Source organism: Ruminiclostridium papyrosolvens C7 (genome assembly GCF_000421965.1).
Classification (GTDB): domain Bacteria; phylum Bacillota; class Clostridia; order Acetivibrionales; family DSM-1351; genus Ruminiclostridium; species Ruminiclostridium papyrosolvens_A.
In genome coordinates this window covers 199485-216813 of the sequence record NZ_ATAY01000031.1, presented here as the reverse complement: position 1 = coordinate 216813, position 17329 = coordinate 199485, and the positions used below count along the sequence as shown (strand labels likewise).

At 36.4% G+C, this 17329-nt stretch carries 14 protein-coding genes and 1 pseudogene; all 15 read left to right on the top strand.

Annotation, left to right across the window (positions count from 1 at the left end; translation table 11 throughout):
* The first annotated feature begins 91 nt into the window (after window positions 1-91).
* On the top strand, window positions 92-586 hold the full coding sequence (trmL, locus tag L323_RS31275) for a tRNA (uridine(34)/cytosine(34)/5-carboxymethylaminomethyluridine(34)-2'-O)-methyltransferase TrmL (protein WP_020815604.1): 495 nt from the start codon (window positions 92-94) through the stop codon (window positions 584-586).
* An 81-nt stretch (window positions 587-667) separates the two neighbouring features.
* On the top strand, window positions 668-1780 hold the full coding sequence (locus tag L323_RS31270; RefSeq protein WP_020815603.1) for a M20/M25/M40 family metallo-hydrolase: 1113 nt from the start codon (window positions 668-670) through the stop codon (window positions 1778-1780).
* Window positions 1781-1812: 32 nt separating this feature from the next.
* Window positions 1813-2724 (top strand): DUF2156 domain-containing protein, encoded by a 912-nt coding sequence (locus L323_RS31265; RefSeq protein ID WP_020815602.1) that lies wholly within the window; start codon window positions 1813-1815, stop codon window positions 2722-2724.
* 149 nt (window positions 2725-2873) lie between these two features.
* Complete coding sequence (gene gap, locus L323_RS31260) at window positions 2874-3884, top strand: type I glyceraldehyde-3-phosphate dehydrogenase (RefSeq protein ID WP_020815601.1); 1011 nt, start codon at window positions 2874-2876, stop codon at window positions 3882-3884.
* A 272-nt stretch (window positions 3885-4156) separates the two neighbouring features.
* Window positions 4157-5182, top strand: a complete 1026-nt coding sequence (locus L323_RS31255) for a hypothetical protein (RefSeq protein ID WP_020815600.1) — start codon at window positions 4157-4159, stop codon at window positions 5180-5182.
* A 148-nt stretch (window positions 5183-5330) separates the two neighbouring features.
* A complete protein-coding gene (gene fabV / locus L323_RS31250; protein WP_020815599.1) occupies window positions 5331-6518 on the top strand; it encodes an enoyl-ACP reductase FabV in 1188 nt (395 codons plus the stop codon).
* 175 nt (window positions 6519-6693) lie between these two features.
* Complete coding sequence (locus L323_RS31245; RefSeq protein WP_020815598.1) at window positions 6694-8247, top strand: UDP-glucose--hexose-1-phosphate uridylyltransferase; 1554 nt, start codon at window positions 6694-6696, stop codon at window positions 8245-8247.
* On the top strand, window positions 8244-9437 hold the full coding sequence (locus L323_RS31240; protein ID WP_020815597.1) for a galactokinase: 1194 nt from the start codon (window positions 8244-8246) through the stop codon (window positions 9435-9437). The genes L323_RS31245 and L323_RS31240 overlap by 4 nt, the downstream gene beginning before the upstream one ends.
* Before the next feature lie 20 nt (window positions 9438-9457).
* Window positions 9458-11767, top strand: a complete 2310-nt coding sequence (secA2, locus tag L323_RS31235) for an accessory Sec system translocase SecA2 (protein WP_020815596.1) — start codon at window positions 9458-9460, stop codon at window positions 11765-11767.
* An 88-nt stretch (window positions 11768-11855) separates the two neighbouring features.
* Window positions 11856-12560, top strand: a complete 705-nt coding sequence (locus L323_RS31230) for a LytR/AlgR family response regulator transcription factor (RefSeq protein WP_020815595.1) — start codon at window positions 11856-11858, stop codon at window positions 12558-12560.
* Window positions 12554-13877: pseudogene (locus tag L323_RS31225) on the top strand (sensor histidine kinase). The gene L323_RS31230 and the pseudogene L323_RS31225 overlap by 7 nt, the downstream one beginning before the upstream one ends.
* A 130-nt stretch (window positions 13878-14007) precedes the next feature.
* On the top strand, window positions 14008-14163 hold the full coding sequence (locus L323_RS41365) for a hypothetical protein (protein WP_020815594.1): 156 nt from the start codon (window positions 14008-14010) through the stop codon (window positions 14161-14163).
* Window positions 14164-14209: 46 nt separating this feature from the next.
* Entirely contained in the window at window positions 14210-14467 is a 258-nt protein-coding gene (locus L323_RS31220; RefSeq protein ID WP_020815593.1) for a hypothetical protein, read from the top strand.
* Window positions 14468-14494: 27 nt separating this feature from the next.
* A complete protein-coding gene (locus L323_RS31215) occupies window positions 14495-14893 on the top strand; it encodes a hypothetical protein (RefSeq protein ID WP_020815592.1) in 399 nt (132 codons plus the stop codon).
* Window positions 14894-15126: 233 nt separating this feature from the next.
* Window positions 15127-17328, top strand: coding sequence for a peptidase domain-containing ABC transporter (locus tag L323_RS31210; protein WP_020815591.1), 2202 nt, complete (start codon window positions 15127-15129; stop codon window positions 17326-17328).
* Window position 17329: the final 1 nt, after the last annotated feature.

Sequence of the window (17329 nt, the reverse complement as noted above, 5' to 3'; positions counted from 1 at the left end):
AATAAAAAGAATGGTTATTAAAGCCATCTTTTTATTGTATGTTTATTTTAGTAGATTCTTTGATATGTTACTGAAAGGAATGTGATTAAATATGCCACTTAATATAGTACTGGTGGAACCCGAAATTCCACAGAATACAGGAAATATAGTGAGAACCTGTGCAGCAACGGGAACTGTGCTGCATCTTGTGGGGCCTCTTGGATTTTCCATAGAGGACAAATATCTGAAAAGAGCCGGACTTGACTACTGGGATGAGGCAGATGTCAGATATTATAACAGCCTTGACGAGTTTTTTGAAAATTTTCTGGGAAAAACCTTCTATTATTCAACCACTAAAGCAGTAAATAACTACTGTGACGTACAGTTTGATGACGATTGTTTTATTCTGTTCGGAAAGGAAACAGCAGGCCTTCCAGAGGAACTGTTGAGAGAGAATAAGGAGTATTGCGTAAGAATACCTATGAAAAACGGCATTAGGTCCCTTAATCTTTCAAATTCTGTTGCAATCGTTTTATATGAGGCCCTAAGACAGCAGAATTTCAAAGAAATGAAGCTTGAGGGACATATGGTAAAATATGAGTGGTAAAAATATTATGGTGTTTAACTATAAAAAATGGGTATATTAAAAAAGTATAATAAAAATAGTGGAATCGAAGAGAGGGTTAAAATGGTTAATAGAACCAGACTTGTTGAGGAATTTTTGGAATTGGTTAAAATAGATAGCTTGTCGGGAAAAGAAAGACAAATGTGCGATACTCTGAAGCGAAAGCTTGAAAATATGGGATATATGCCTGTAGAGGACAATGCAGGAGAGAAAATTGACGGAAACAGCGGAAATATATTATGCACCGTTAAAGGAACCAAGAATGTTCCTGCTATTATGCTTGGTGCACATATGGACACTGTAGTTCCCGGAATTGGAAAAAAAGCCATTGTGGACGGAGATATAATCAAAACAGATGGAACAACAATTCTGGGAGGAGATGATGCTTCCGGGATAGCAATTATATTGGAGACAATGAAAATTCTCAAAGAGGAGAACATTCCTCACGGTGATATACAGATAGTATTCACTGTAGCTGAAGAAGTCGGATTACTTGGTGCAAAAAATCTGGACTACAGCAAAATACATGCAAAATACGGATTCATATTAGACAGCGACGGAAGAATAGGTTCAGCAGCCGTAAAAGCTCCTTCACACCACAAGATAAATGTGGTAATAAAAGGTAAAGCTGCTCATGCCGGTATGGAGCCTGAAAACGGAATAAGCGCATTTACAATTATGGCTTACGCTATGGCAAACATGAAGCTTGGAAGAATTGACGAGGAAACAACAGCAAACATTGGCATAATTCACGGCGGAACAGCTACAAACATTGTATGCGACAGAGTTGAGATTGAAGGTGAAGCCAGAAGCAGACAGCAGGATAAGCTGCAGGCGCAGACTGACCATATGAAAGACTGTTTTGTACAGGCAGCAGAAAAATTCGGCGGACAGGTTGAATTTGACTATGAAGTGGAATATCCTGCTTTCAATTTACCGACGGATTCGGGAATTATAAGTATAATGAAGTCAGCAGCAGCAGACTGTGGTATTGAATTTGAGGCAGTAGTTACCGGAGGCGGTAGCGACACAAACATTATTAACTCAAAAGGAATTGAAGCAGTTGATTTGAGCGTTGGTATGACCAATGTACACAGTGTTAAAGAACAGATATCAATTAAGGATATGATAGATGCCGTTACTTATCTTACTGCAATTATACAAAACGTCAAATAACTGACAACGAGGCAGCTAACAGGGGGATATATATGTTGCAAACTACTTTAATAGATAAGGAAATATCTATTAACGACAAGGAGTGTTTCGATAAATATTTTGAAACAGCCGATGTCCTTGCATCTGAAATGAATTTTACAAATTTTTTCATGTGGAAGGATCACTATAAAATAAGATTCGGAATAATAAATGATTTTTTATGCATAATGTCAGTAAGGGATGATTTAAATCCTTTTTGCTTTTTCCCAGTAGGAGATTACAAAAAAGGAGAAGAATTAAAAAAGACTATATACGCAATTAAGGAGTACTTTGCTTCACAGGGATGGAATTTAATATTCTCAAGAGTTACCAAACAGCAAAAGGAAATTCTTGACGAAATCGGAATCGAGTATAACGCTACAGAAGATAGAGACAATGCTGATTATGTGTATACTGTGAAAAGTTTGTCAACATTGGCTGGAAAGAAGCTTGACGGCAAGAGGAACCACATTAACAGGTTCAAAAAACTTTACAGCTTTGAGTATGAAGAAATAACACCGGCAAATATACAGGATTGCAAGAATATAGTAGAAAAATGGTACCTCCAGAGAGCACAATCAGGTAATGAAAGCCTTTCCCATGAAAGAATCGCAAACCATGAACTCCTTGACAACTACGGACTACTTGGCTTAAAAGGCGGATTAATCAGGGTTAACGGTGAAACAGAGGCTTTTACGGTTGGAGAACAGCTTAATAAAAATACCGCAGTAATTCACGTTGAAAAGGCAAACGCTGAAATTCACGGTATTTACACATTGATAAATCAACAGTTTATAAACAATGAATGGCTCCATATGGAGTATGTAAATAGAGAACAGGACATGGGAATTGCAGGGTTAAGAAAGGCCAAATTATCCTATAATCCCGATCATTTAATAGAAAAATACACAATAGAAGTTTGTTAAATAATTATTAAATTAAGCGTATATACTATTGAAAATGTTTTTGAAATATTATAGAATTATTTTGGTTTAGGAAAAGGAAACCAATTATTTTGTCGATAAGCATTAATTTGCTTGACTAATTAATAAAAAAAACTTAGGAGGTAACACCAATGGCAGTAAAAATGGGTATTAATGGTTTTGGACGTATTGGACGTCTTGTTTTCAGGGCTGCAATAAACAACCCTAATGTAGAAGTAAAGGGAATCAATGATCCATTCATCGATCTCGAGTACATGAAATATATGCTTACTTATGACACAGTTCATGGTAAATTTGAAGGAACTGTAGATGTAAAAGATGGCAAATTAGTTGTTAACGGAAAAGAAATCGCAGTATTCTCAGAAAAGGATCCTACAGCTATAGCTTGGGGTGCATGCGGAGCTGATTACGTTGTTGAATCAACAGGTGTATTCACTACTACTGAAAAGGCTTCAGCTCACATCAAGGGTGGAGCAAAGAAAGTTGTTATCAGTGCTCCTTCAGCTGACGCTCCGATGTTCGTAATGGGCGTTAACAGTGAGAAGTACACTAAGGACATGACAGTTGTATCAAACGCTTCATGTACTACTAACTGCTTAGCTCCTTTAGCAAAGGTTATCAACGACAACTTCGGTATAGTTGAAGGTCTTATGACTACAGTTCATGCTGCAACTAACACTCAAAAGACAGTTGATGCTCCTTCAATGAAAGACTGGAGAGGCGGAAGATCAATCCTCGGAAATATCATTCCTTCATCAACTGGTGCTGCAAAAGCAGTTGGAAAGGTTATTCCAGAATTGAACGGAAAATTAACTGGTATGGCATTCAGAGTTCCTACAGCTGACGTTTCAGTTGTTGACCTCACAGTTCGTCTTGAAAAATCAGCTACTTACGAAGAAATCAAAGCAGCTGTTAAGAAGGCTTCTGAAAATGAATTGAAGGGTATCCTTGGATACACTGAAGATGCAGTTGTTTCAACTGACTTCATCCACGATGCACGTACTTCAATATTCGATGCTGAAGCTGGTATCGCATTGAACGGAAACTTCGTTAAGTTAGTTTCATGGTATGACAATGAATGGGGTTATTCAAACAAAGTTGTTAACCTTATTGAGCATATGGCTACTGTTGATGCTAAATAATTAAAGATAAAATAAGCACTGTGAAGTGCAAAAAAAGACCCGACAGGTTTTCCTGACGGGTCTTTTTTTGTTATCCTGCATACTATGACGGAATAAAGAGTATTCCCGTCGTAATTTCTTCTAATAGAAAATATAATTAAATATATAACTTGTTAAATTTCCATTTTTTGCTTATACTTAACATAAATATTTAATAAATACGGATTCAGAGCAGTTTAAGCCTACAGGTTCTTGCCTGCTAGGCTTAAACTTTGCCGGTGCAGGAGGGACAAATGAAAAAAACAAACTTAATCAGGCTTATTTGTATTATCTTTACTTTATGTTTATTTTTTAGCTTTACATCATATGCATTAACCGGTTCAACTTTTTCAAGCAGTGGAAACCATTTAATTTATGTTAATAATCCGGAGTCCTTTGGCCTTAATGCGGGCCAATTGGTATATTTGTACGGTACAAACCTTGGGAATTCTTATAAGGATGTTGAATTTTATCACCATTTGTATAACGCTTGGTCCAATTCAGGAGCTTGCAGGGTCGGAGTGGCAATGATGAACAAAGGTCCAAACCCCGCAATAATAACTTATAAAGGAAGTTGTACTGCAACACTGGATGGATATAATTTTGCTGTTATTGAAGATACTTCACAGGTGCTAAAAAACTTTCAGAATGCAGAATATCAAACTATTATACTTAATCCCGGAGAAAAGAAAATAGTATGGTCAGATGACTTCAGATTTACACCCGGGTTTTCTGAATTTGTGTACGGCAGAGCTCAGTTTAAATCAAATCAGAAATTTGGAGTTTGGTTGAGGGTATTTGCAGCCGGACAATCAAAAACTGCTGAAGATATTTTTAAAGAACCCCTTCCGTTAAAGGGGATAGGACATGGTTTTTGCGGTGAATTAGGTTACACGGAGAAAAATGTTACACTTGATGGGGATTCAAGCAACATTACAAACCTTTGTGAATGGCCTTCATTACTTAATACATATGAGTACGATGGTGTAATAAACTCAAAACCGGGTACATCAAAATATCACGCCGGAAACTATGGTGTTGTTTACAATATAACAATAAACCATGCTGCTAATAAGAAAATAATAATAAATCCCAAGTGGAGCCAGGACAGGCCATATGCAACACTTGTTTACAGCGTCAACAATGGCCCTTGGATAGTTGGTGAAAAGATTACAACGGGTATGTTCTGGATAGAGGATTTAGGGTATGAAGAAACTGCGAATTTCAAATTTATGTTGCCCGGAGGCAATTGCGGAAGCTATTATGTGTCTTTTGAATAAGTAAAGTGATAATAATTAGTACCAAGTATTAATATCTAGTTTTAAATCACATCATATTGTGCTATAATATACAGTGTAGACTAAAAAATAATATGTTAAGCATTAATCCGGCTTATGATATATAAAGCTGAAATTCAAGGAGGATTTTATGATAGTTACACCTAAATTCCGTGGATTCATTTGTACAACATCTCACCCTGCCGGCTGTGAATATAGTGTCAGGAAACAGGTTGAGTATGTTAAAAATCAGAAAAAGGTAAATGGTGCTAAAAAAGTACTGGTTATTGGAGCTTCGACTGGTTATGGACTTGCATCCAGAATAACTGCTGCCTTTGGGTGCGGAGCAGCCACAATCGGTATATTCTTTGAAAGGCCTGCATCCAAAAATAAAACAGCTTCTGCAGGATGGTACAATTCAGCAGCTTTTGAAAAGATAGCAAAAGAAGAAGGACTGTATGCAAAAAGTATAAATGGTGATGCCTTTTCAAATGAAATAAAGCAGAAAACTATAGATTTGATAAAAAAAGACCTTGGTAAGGTAGACATGGTAGTTTACAGTCTGGCTTCCCCAAGAAGGACGCATCCTGCAACAGGTGAGGTATTCAATTCTGTTATAAAGCCTATAGGCAAAGTGTATACATCAAAAACGGTAGACTTTCATACACAGCTTGTTTCTGAAATCACCATTGAGCCTGCTAACGAAGATGAAATAAGACAAACTATTGCAGTAATGGGTGGTGAGGACTGGGCAATGTGGATGGACGCTCTTAAAGATGCCGATGTACTTGATGACAATGTAATTACACTTGCATATTCCTACGTAGGCCCTGAAATGACTCATTCTGTTTACAGAGAGGGAACTATCGGAAAAGCCAAGGATGACCTTGAGTCTACTGTGGTAAAAATAAACGAGAATCTTAAGGGTATCGGCGGAAAAGCTTATGTATCCATTAATAAGGCGGTTGTAACTCAAGCCAGTGCAGCCATACCAGTTATATCTCTTTATATTAGTGCATTATTTAAAGTAATGAAAGAAAAAAATCTTCATGAGGGCTGTATTGAACAAATGTACAGAATGTTCAGTGACAGGATCTATTCAGGGGATTTGAAGCTGGACAGCAAGGGCAGAATTTGTATGGATGATCTGGAAATGCAGCCAGAGGTTCAGGCTGCGGTGACAAAACTCTGGAATGAAGCTAATAACGATAATGTAAAAGACATTACTGATATTGAAGGCTACAGAAAAGAGTTTTTCAGACTTTTCGGCTTTGAATTTGAAGGTGTAGATTATAACACCGATGTTGACATAGAAGCAAGTATTGAAGCCATAGACTAAACTATTATTAAAAAGCATAAAGCCGGTAAAATTCTGCATAGTGCAGTTGTTACGGTTTTATGCTTTTTTTATGAAAATAATTCTATAAAACAGCGATATAGTGATATATAATAAAATAAATAATCAGAATGTACATTTTCTTTGAAGTAACTGACGAGCAAAAGGGGGCAGAGCATTGATTAATCCTGCTTATGAGATTGAGCGGCTTCTTCAATTCGGTGAAAGACATGGAATGATAGATAAATTAGATAAAATTATTGCCAGAAATAAGCTTCTGGAGTTACTAAAGCTCAAAGAGCCATTCTGCGGTGAAATACCGGATGAATATATGACATATCCCTGTGAAATACTTGAAAAAATAGTGGATTATGCAGGTGAGGCAGGAATTTTTGATAAAGACATCTACGTCTGCCGTGAACTTTTTGATACTGAAATAATGGGGACAATGATGCCCAGAGAGTCTGAAATAATAACAAATTTTACGGATTTGGCTGAAAAACAGTCTATAAAAGCTGCAACCGATTATTTTTATGATTTATGCCTTGTATCAAATTATATAAGAACGTCACAGGTAGCAAAGAACATAAAATGGGTTAACGAATCAAAATATGGAAAGCTGGAAATTACCATTAATCTCACTAAGCCGGAAAAGGACCCAAAAACCATTGCTATGGAAAGGCTTCAGCCCAAAAGCAATTATCCTGAGTGCATGTTATGTATAGACAATATAGGATATGCAGGGAGGATTAATTTTCCTCCAAGACAGACTCATAGGCTTATACCGGTGACCCTTTGCGGAGAGCAATGGTATTTGCAGTACTCTCCATATGTTTATTACAATGAGCATTGTATAGTTTTAAGTGAAAAACATGAGCCTATGGTTATTTCAAAAATGACCTTCCAATTGTTGTTGGAATTTGTCAGACAGTTTCCTCATTACCTTTGCGGCTCAAATGCAGACCTGCCTATTGTTGGAGGCTCCATATTAAGCCATAACCATTTTCAGGGTGGAAATTATCTGTTTCCAATGCAAAAGGCGCCTATAACTGCAAAATATAAATCAGATAAATTAAAAAATGTAGACATTGGTTTAGTAAAATGGCCTCTGTCTGTTATCCGTTTATCCTGCGAGAGCATAGATGAATTAGTTGAGTTTTCTGATTATGTTCTGACCTGTTGGAAAGGCTATAGTGACGAAAGTGTAGATGTTTTAGCATATACGGACACTGAGGAGGGCAGGATTCCTCATAATACAATAACTCCTATTGCAAGAATAAATGAATCGGGTAGATATGAGCTTGATTTAGTATTGAGAAACAACCGAACTACACCGGAACATCCCGATGGTATTTTTCATCCCCATAAGGAAATCCATCATATAAAGAAAGAGAATATCGGATTAATTGAGGTAATGGGTCTTGCAATACTGCCGGGAAGACTGGAAAATGAAATCATTAAGATAAAAGAAATTCTGGTGGGCAATTCGGATACAGACATTATAGACGATAGTGACAATGTTCTTTTCAAACACAAAGACTGGATTGAGCAGCTTATTTTAAAGTATGGGACATCTATGCCCCATGATGTCGCTGACCGGGTGCTTAAGAATGAAATTGGTAAGAAATTTGAAATTTGTCTGGAGCATTCGGGAGTGTTTAAACAGGATGAAAAGGGATTGAAATCATTTAATATATTTTTAGAATCAATGGGATTGGAGCTTAATATATGAACAAGAACTATGATGAACTGAAAGATAAGTTCTGCCGAGTTTACGGAGGAGAAAAAGAGGATTTACGAATTTTTTCCGCTCCCGGTAGGGTAAATCTTATCGGAGAACATATTGACTATTGCGGAGGATATGTACTTCCGGCAGCATTAAGTCTTGATTCAACCGTAATAGCAAGGCCAAACCGAAATAATGTTCTGGGTCTTGCGGCAACCGATTTGCCGGATAGGGTCGAGATAAGTCTGGATGACCTTGAGAGTGCAAAAGGATTGAAATGGGGGAATTATCAGGCAGGAGTGGCATATATGCTTCAGAAAGCAGGCTACAGCCTCACAGGGGTAGATATGCTGTTCCATGACACGGTACCTCTCGGTTCGGGACTTTCTTCATCTGCTGCAATAGAACTGGTTACGGCAGTTACTCTGGTGACCCTGGGCAACGAGGCAAATGGTATAAATAAGGATGTAGATATGGTGGAAATGGCGGTACTGGGTCAAAAGACCGAAAATGAATTCTGTGGGGTCAGCTGTGGAATCATGGATCAGTTTGCTTCTGCCATGGGAAGAAAGGATCATGCAATCCTGCTGGACTGTGGGGCTTTAAAATATAAGTATTTACCGCTGAAGCTGGATGGATACCGGATTGTCCTTGGGAATACAAAGAAAAAGCGTGCACTCGGAGAATCAAAATATAATGAACGAGTCATTGAATGTGCCGAGGGTTTAAGAATACTAAGGCAATACATGCCTGACAAAAACAACCTGTGTGATATAACAACCGGTGAATTTGAACAATATAAGTCAAAAATAAAAAATGAAGTAGTCAGAAAAAGGGTAACTCACGTCATTGGTGAAAATGCCAGAGTGCTGAAAGCTGCAGATGCTTTGCAGAAAAATGATATTGGTGAACTGGGAAGGCTCTTGGTGGAGGCAAATAATTCAATCAGAGATTTATATGAAGTTACGGGCAGGGAGCTTGATATTATGACAGCAGAGGCCTTAAAGGTTGAAGGTGTTATTGGTGCAAGAATGACAGGAGCTGGCTTTGGAGGCTGCACTGTAAATATAGTACGTGAAGATAAGGTTGAACTTTTTATAAATCAGGTTGGCAGGAAATACAAAGACCGGACAGGCCTGACTCCTGAATTCTATATAAGTGAGATAAGTGACGGTGCAAGAGAGATAACTCCTTAAAGCATTAATGGAGGCATTTTATGTTTTTAAAAAGAAAAAAAGGTATAAAGCCGGCACAGTACAAAGTGCTGGTCAACATAATAAACGAAAAAGACTTTACTATACTTTCTGATTCTGAGTTGAAGCAATTAATTAATAATTTTAAAAAAAACTATTTCCAGTATCTTGATAATAACAATAACTCCAATATTCGTGACAATGAGCGATTTGTTAATGAATACATGACTGAATGTTATGCAATTACGAAGGAGATATGCAGGCGAGTGTTATGCGTTGACCCGTACGATTCACAACTATTGACGGGAATAGCACTATACTTTGGGAAAATTGCAGAACTGCCAACAGGAGAGGGAAAAACCCTTGCGGCAGTTTTTCCGGCAGTTTTAAATGCCCTTATGGGAAAGGGTGTTCATGTCTTTACATTTAACGATTACCTTGCTAAAAGAGATGCCCAATGGATGCAGGGAATATATGAGTTTTGGGGATTAAAAGCGTCATATATTCAGGAAAGTATGGACAGGCTTCAAAGAAGGAATGCATATTTGGCAGATATAACTTATGTTACGCCAAAAGAAGCAGGTTTTGATTATTTAAGGGATTCAATAGTCTATGACAAAAATGAAATCGTACATAGGCCGTTCAACTGTGTTATTGTTGACGAGGCGGACGCTATTCTTATTGATGAAGCCAGAACACCTCTGGTTATAGCAGGGAGTATTGGAACTCAACACCAAATAGATAACCGACTTTTAGAACTGGTAGGGTTATTGAGGCGAAATATAGATTATATGACTGATGAGAACAGCAGAAATGTTTATTTAACTGAGAAAGGAAGTTCTGTAGTCGAAAATTACCTTGGCTGCGGAAATCTGTACAGCCGTAGGAATGTAGAAACGCTCACGGATATAAACAACCTTCTTCATGCAAAAGTCCTTTTAAAACAAGATATTGATTATATTTTAAAAGACGGACAGATTGAAATTATTGATGAATTTACCGGGAGAGTTGCGGACAGAAGAAAATGGGATTATGGTCTGCAGATGGCCTTGGAAGCTCTTCACGGAATTAAATGCACAGCCAGTAATAGAATACTTGGGAAAATATCAATTCAGAATTTCATAAGCTTATATCCTGAAATTTCAGGGATGACGGCAACGGCAAAGTCGTCTGAGGATGAATTCAGGAGTACATATAAACATGATGTATATGTTGTCCTGCCAAATAAAAAATGTATTCGCATTGATTACGATGATTATGTTTTTACCCATAAAGAAGCAAAATACAATGCTGTAGTCAAAGAGGTATGTACCTCTCATAACATTGGCCGTCCTGTACTTATAGGGACTTCCAGCATAAAGGAATCCGAGATGCTGGCAGCTATGCTTAAACAACAAGGAATAGAATGTGTTGTATTAAATGCAAAGAATGACGAAGAGGAAGCTAAAATAATCGCACTTGCCGGAAGGTTTGGAGCTGTTACCGTTTCTACCAATATGGCAGGGCGTGGAGTAGACATAAAGTTGGGCGGAGAGGACTCTCCCGAAGAAAGAAAAATGGTTTTGGAATTGGGAGGCCTTTATGTTATAGGTATCAGCAGAAATGAGTGTGTCAGGATAGATAATCAGCTGAGGGGCAGGGCAGGCAGGCAGGGTGATCCCGGCTCTTCACGCTTTTTCATAAGTCTGGAAGACGATTTACTAGTCCAATTCGGTTTAAAAAAGGTTATCCCATCCAAATATTTAGGCTTCAGACAGGAGGAAAGGATTGATGACAGTAAGCTTTTGTCATTGATAGGTCATATACAGAGAGTAGTCAACGGTCAGAATTTCGAGATAAGAAAAACATTGGGAAGATACTCGTATCTCCTTGAATGGCAAAGAAGGACATTTTTTAAAAGCAGGTTTGAAGTTTTGTCCTGCAATGTCCCGGGGATTTTGTCCATTGAAAAAAATGAGCTGTATAACGAGCTGTGCAGTAAGTATGGAAAAGACAGAGTTGATGAAATTCAGAGAAAAATATCTCTTAACTGTATGGACGAGGTCTGGTATGACTTTCTTGAATACTGCGAAAACATAAAGGAAGGAATAAATCTGGTGTCGGCGGGCAGAAAAGACCCTGTGGACGAGTTTAACAGGCTTAGTATTAATAAATTTGAACAACTCAGGGAAGAAGTAGATGAGAAAATACTCCATACTCTTGAAAATACGGACTTTTCCATGAATGACAGTGAGCTGGCTGATAAGGGCTTGCAAACCCCTTCGGCTACCTGGACTTATATAATTAATGACAGTATTAAAGTAAAAAATTTCTCGATTTTCAGCAGATTATAAATGCATCTTAATCTTCTGATATAAAAAATATTCAGAATATTAGAAAATTATGGTACAATATACATAATATTTTTTTGCAGGTGATTGAATGATACGAATTTCCCTTTGCGATGATGAAAACCAGATTACTGGAACCTTAGCCGCTAACATAAAAGGCATAAGGCCTGATATAGAAGTACTTTCCTTTGATTGTGGAGAGAATTTGCTTGACAGTAAGTATCTATATAACGATATTGTATTACTGGATATTGAAATGAGCGGAATAAATGGTATTGAAACAGCCAGCGAGCTTCGCAAAGGTGGCTATGAGGGAATGATTATATTTCTTACATCTCACAAGGAAATGGTTTTTGATTCTTTTCAGGTCAAGCCGTACAACTATATTGTAAAACCCATTGATACAGACAAAGTCAACAGTATTCTCAAAAATGCCATAAATGAAGTAATAGACCGGAAAACTACACATTTTGAAGCCGTATGTAACAATCATACTTTCAGAATTCAAATAGAGGATATTTACTACTTTGAGTGTAACGGGAGAAAAATTGATATTCATTCAAAAAACGGAACAATTACGATTTTGGGGAAAATGAATCAAATAGAAGCCTCTCTCCGAAACAAGCAGTTTTTCAGATGTCATAAGGGTTATCTTGTAAATCTTGAGCATGTTTGCGAATTTTCAAATAATGAGATTATTTTGACCAATAGCCAGAAGGTTTTAATAAGCAGACTAAAGATTAATTCATTCAAGGAGGCTTTCAAGGCGTTTATGAAAGGAAATATAAAATGCTAGGAATTTTGGGAAACAGCCTAATTGACTTGATTTCAAGTATATTTGAAATATTGATTTTCGTTTTTATGATTTCAATATTTTTAGACTTTACCGAAAGAGCCAAAAAAAATGTAATATTATATTTTGTTATATACGGATTACTTAAAGTTGCTAAAATTATTTTTCCTATTGTGTTTTTAGTTGATTTCATCACTTCTTTATTTGTACTCATTTTTGTTTTTATTGCTTTTAAAGGGAACTTTGCACACAAAATATTTGCATTTTGCACAGCGGTTTGCCTTAACTATGTTGTAGATATTTTTATTATCTCCTTTACAAACATGGGATTTAACTATAATTTGTTTTTTAGCACATTATCCGGAGGTATAAGAGGAATATGGGTTACTATAATCAAAATTATATTAGTTATTCTTGTATATATTCTCATGAGGAACTTTGCTACTAACACAACATTAAAAATAAACATACTTTCATCTGTGCAGACCTTAATTCTAATCATGCTTCCTGCCTTCAGTTTTGCTACAATCACAATTCTTGACTGGGGAGTAAGGAATTTTGTAAATATACCGGTAAATACCTCTGCATTTCTGCTTATTGCATCTTTATGTACTATAATATACAACGTAATAGTAATGATTTTAATTGATAAGATGATTCTTAATAAAAAATATAAACATCTCAATGAAATGTCTGAAGCTCAGCTGCGAACCCAGTTCAATCATTACGAACAGATAATGAGTAAAAACCAGGAAACCAGGAAGCTAAAGCATGATATGAAAAATCACCTGAGATTGATTAGGACTCTGATTGAAAATAATGATATCAATGAAGCAAAGGAGCTCCTTGACGAAATTGAGGATACTATGCGTGGACTTGACCTTGAAATAAGCAGCGGTAATAGTATCACAGATGCAATATTAAACGAAAAGAACAAGATGGCACATAGATTGGGAATAAAATTCGAGTTTTCCGGGATATTGCCAAGGGAGAACTTTATAAATCCCTTTGATATAAGTACAATTTTTTCAAATGCTCTGGATAATGCCATAGAAGCAGCTGTGAAATCCAATGATTCTGAGCGGTTTATCAAAGTTTGTACATACATTCAAGGTAAATGCTTGTTTATTCTAATTGAAAATTCAGTTGATAAGGATATAAAAATTACAGGAAAAGAGATTGAAACTACAAAACAAGGAACATCACGGTTTCGGACTTAAAAATATCAATGATAGCGTAGAAAAATACGGTGGCAGCCTGAGCACCATTTGTGAAAACAAAGTATTCAAGTTGGAAATATTACTTAATATAAAAATATGATTATATACATTTTATGTCATTATACAGACATGTTGTGCAAAAAATATTGAATATAACTGTAAATATAATAAACTGTATTTGGTTGAAGTTAAGTCATTGCCAAATACAGTTTTTTTTAAGGAGGGTTTTTATGAGTAAGAAAAACGTTTGTATGGAAATTAAGGCAGATCGATTTGAAGATTTAAACAATGAAGATGCTATGTACATAGATGGTGGTATTGATTCGCCAAGGCAATGCGTTACAACTATTATTTTAGGCATTATTAAAATTATAGATTATTTTTAAAGGCTATGAATTCTTGTAGGAATAGAAGGTGGAATAAATTGTAAGTTTGTCTTTTTCAAATAATGAACCGGATTGTATGGATAAAGCCCGTACTTCATTTATTTTGGGCATAGTTGATACAGTGGCTTGGTTGTTGCCTATTATAGGGATTCCGGTTTCAATTGTAGGACTGATATTGGGTATACTCGGTATAAAATCAACTAAAAGATGGATGTCAGTTGTAGGTATTATACTTTCCAGTATTTTTCTGGTTGCTGCAATAATCAACGTAATAATAGGAGCTTTAAATAAACTTGGCAAATGAGGTATTTTAACTCAAAGGAGAATTTAAATGGCACTATCAGCAGTAGAAAAGGACTATCGAATGAGAAATGTCCTTACTTTAAGAAAAAAAATGACAAGTCAAGAGGTCATTTTTGAAATAATAAAGCTTAAAAAGTTTCTTAAAGATAATGGGTTAAAAAAATCTGGATCAATAACGACGGTAACATTTTCAATAGAAATGCAAAATGGAGTACCTTTGATAGATATGGAAATACTTGTTCCGTTACCAAAAAGGGTAACCATATCGAGTGAATATGTTTTTAAACCTATTTTTCATATGGTTAATGCGGTATGTATTTCAAAAGAAAGTGAAAAGGAAACAAGCAAAATCCATAATTTTTTGTGTTGGAATATCTACGACAAACTAATCAGGAGCTCACAGCAAAAGGATTTCCTTCTTGCTTGAAATATGATGTATTTAATTTATTAAGCTTTTCCGAAGTATCGGTTTTACCGATATTCATTTCTATTTACAACTTATATTGTATTCTTTGAAAAGGCGTTCAGGTTTCTAATAATAGAAGCTGGATGCCTTTCATCTTTAAATGAGTGATTTTACAAAATTTTAAGTTTTTCTTCTATATATTCATCAAATATGTTAAACTATGTAATTAAATAGTAAAATTGGAGAGTCGAAAAATGAATACCCCATTTAAACGCTATTATTGTGTCAAGCAGCATGATATAACTGATTGCGGTGCAGCATGTCTTGCAACCATAAGTAAGCAATATGGATTTAAAACATCAATAACAAAGATAAGAGAAACGGCTGGCACCGACAAACAAGGTACAAATGCATATGGATTGATAAAGGCAGCTGAAAGTCTGGGTTTCACAGCAAAAGGAGTGAAGGGCAATCAGGAGGCCTTTTTTTCTGAGTTTCCGCTACCGTGCATAGCCCATGTTGTCGTTGACGGAACGTTATTGCACTACGTTGTAATACATAAAATAACTAAAAAAAAGGTTTTGGTTGCTGACCCGGGAAGGGGTTTGGCAGAATATACACCGGAGGATTTTTTTAAAATATGGACAGGTGTACTTGTTCTGATGGTTCCAAATGTTTCCTTTAGCAAGGGGAATGAAACAAAAGGTCTGTTTTCACGATTTTTCAGTCTGCTTCTGCCACAAAAGAAGCTCTTAATAAATATTTTTTTAACATCTTTAGTATATACGGTGTTAGGAATTCTGGGTTCATTTTATTTTAAATTTTTACTTGATGATATTCTGCAATACAACCTTGAAAAAACCCTTCATGTAATTTCCATAGGCATAATTCTGCTTTACCTTTTTCAGACCTTGTTGGGAGCTTTCAGGTCTCATATGATACTGTATCTGTCACAGAAAATAGATATCCCTCTAATATTGGGCTACTATCAGCATGTTCTTGGACTTCCCATGAATTTCTTCGGTACAAGGAAGGTTGGAGAAATTGTTTCAAGATTTATGGATGCATCAAAGGTAAGGGATGCAATATCAGGTGCTACTCTTACAATTATGATTGACACGCTGATGGCACTGGCAGGAGCAATCATACTCTATACGCAGAATTCTACACTTTTTATAATAGCAGCCATTATAGGGGTAATATACGCGGCTATTGTTTTTGCATTTAACAAACCAATAAAGAAAATAAATCAGGAGCAGATGGAGGAGAATTCACAGCTTACCTCTTATCTTGTTGAATCGTTGAATGGAATCGAAACGGTAAAGGCCTTTAATGCTGAGGGTGAAGCAGCACTAAAAACCGAAACAAGGTTTGTAAAGCTGCTCCGCTCTATATTCAAAGGCGGTATAATTAATAATGTACGTTCATCAATTACATCCTTTGCTGCACTGGCTGGAGGTATAGTTATCTTGTGGGCAGGTGCATGGAATGTAATAAAGGGGAGCATGTCCGTAGGGCAGCTTTTAACTTTTAATGCGCTGCTGGGATATTTTCTTGATCCCATAAAAAACCTAATCAATCTACAGCCCATGTTACAAACCGCAATAGTAGCTTCTGACAGGCTTGGAGAAATTTTTGACCTTGAATTGGAAAAGAGCCAAAATGAAGGCAAAAAAATAAAACCCGTTGATTTAAAGGGAGATATTACTTTTAAAAATGTTGATTTCAGGTATGGAACACGTTCTCTGGTATTAAAAAACATTGATTTTACAATAAAGCAGGGCGAAAAAATTGCATTGGTAGGGGAAAGCGGATCAGGTAAAACTACGCTGGTCAAGCTTTTATTGAACCTGTATACATGGGAAAAAGGTGAAATCACAATAAAAGACTACAATGTAAAGGATATATCTTTTGAATTTCTCAGAGAAAAGCTTGCCTACATTTCCCAGGATATTTTTATGTTCAGCGGAACAATCCGGGAAAATCTTACCTTGGGCAGCCAGAACACCGATATGGAGCAAATAATTGAAGCATGCAGAATGGCACAGGCACATGATTTTATAAACAAGCTTCCATTGCGGTATGAAACTTATCTTGAAGAAAATGGTACAAATTTATCGGGAGGACAAAAGCAAAGGCTTGCAATAGCCAGAGCAATATTAAAAAAACCTGACATATTTATAATGGACGAAGCCACCAGCAATCTGGATTCAATTGCCGAAAGGGCCATTGAAAGAACACTGGAGACCATGTGTAGCGGAATAACTACCATTATAATAGCTCACAGATTAAGCACTATTAAACGCTGTGACAGGATATATGTAATGGAGGAAGGCAGTATTATTGAACACGGCAGCCATCAGGAACTTATGGAACTTCGAAGTAAATACTACGAATTATGGAAAGACCAGTTGCCCGAAACAGCTGCATATTCAATGACAGGAGGGGAACTTTAGT

Excerpts from the sequence above, each read along its gene's own strand:
- L323_RS31240 (WP_020815597.1), top strand. The coding sequence starts at position 8,244 with ATGAACAAGAACTATGATGAACTGAAAGATAAGTTCTGCCGAGTTTAC.
- L323_RS41365 (WP_020815594.1), top strand. The coding sequence starts at position 14,008 with ATGAGTAAGAAAAACGTTTGTATGGAAATTAAGGCAGATCGATTTGAA.
- L323_RS31230 (WP_020815595.1), top strand. The coding sequence starts at position 11,856 with ATGATACGAATTTCCCTTTGCGATGATGAAAACCAGATTACTGGAACC.
- secA2 (WP_020815596.1), top strand. The coding sequence starts at position 9,458 with ATGTTTTTAAAAAGAAAAAAAGGTATAAAGCCGGCACAGTACAAAGTG.
- L323_RS31255 (WP_020815600.1), top strand. The coding sequence starts at position 4,157 with ATGAAAAAAACAAACTTAATCAGGCTTATTTGTATTATCTTTACTTTA.
- fabV (WP_020815599.1), top strand. The coding sequence starts at position 5,331 with ATGATAGTTACACCTAAATTCCGTGGATTCATTTGTACAACATCTCAC.
- gap (WP_020815601.1), top strand. The coding sequence starts at position 2,874 with ATGGCAGTAAAAATGGGTATTAATGGTTTTGGACGTATTGGACGTCTT.
- L323_RS31215 (WP_020815592.1), top strand. The coding sequence starts at position 14,495 with ATGGCACTATCAGCAGTAGAAAAGGACTATCGAATGAGAAATGTCCTT.
- L323_RS31270 (WP_020815603.1), top strand. The coding sequence starts at position 668 with ATGGTTAATAGAACCAGACTTGTTGAGGAATTTTTGGAATTGGTTAAA.
- L323_RS31265 (WP_020815602.1), top strand. The coding sequence starts at position 1,813 with ATGTTGCAAACTACTTTAATAGATAAGGAAATATCTATTAACGACAAG.
- trmL (WP_020815604.1), top strand. The coding sequence starts at position 92 with ATGCCACTTAATATAGTACTGGTGGAACCCGAAATTCCACAGAATACA.
- L323_RS31210 (WP_020815591.1), top strand. The coding sequence starts at position 15,127 with ATGAATACCCCATTTAAACGCTATTATTGTGTCAAGCAGCATGATATA.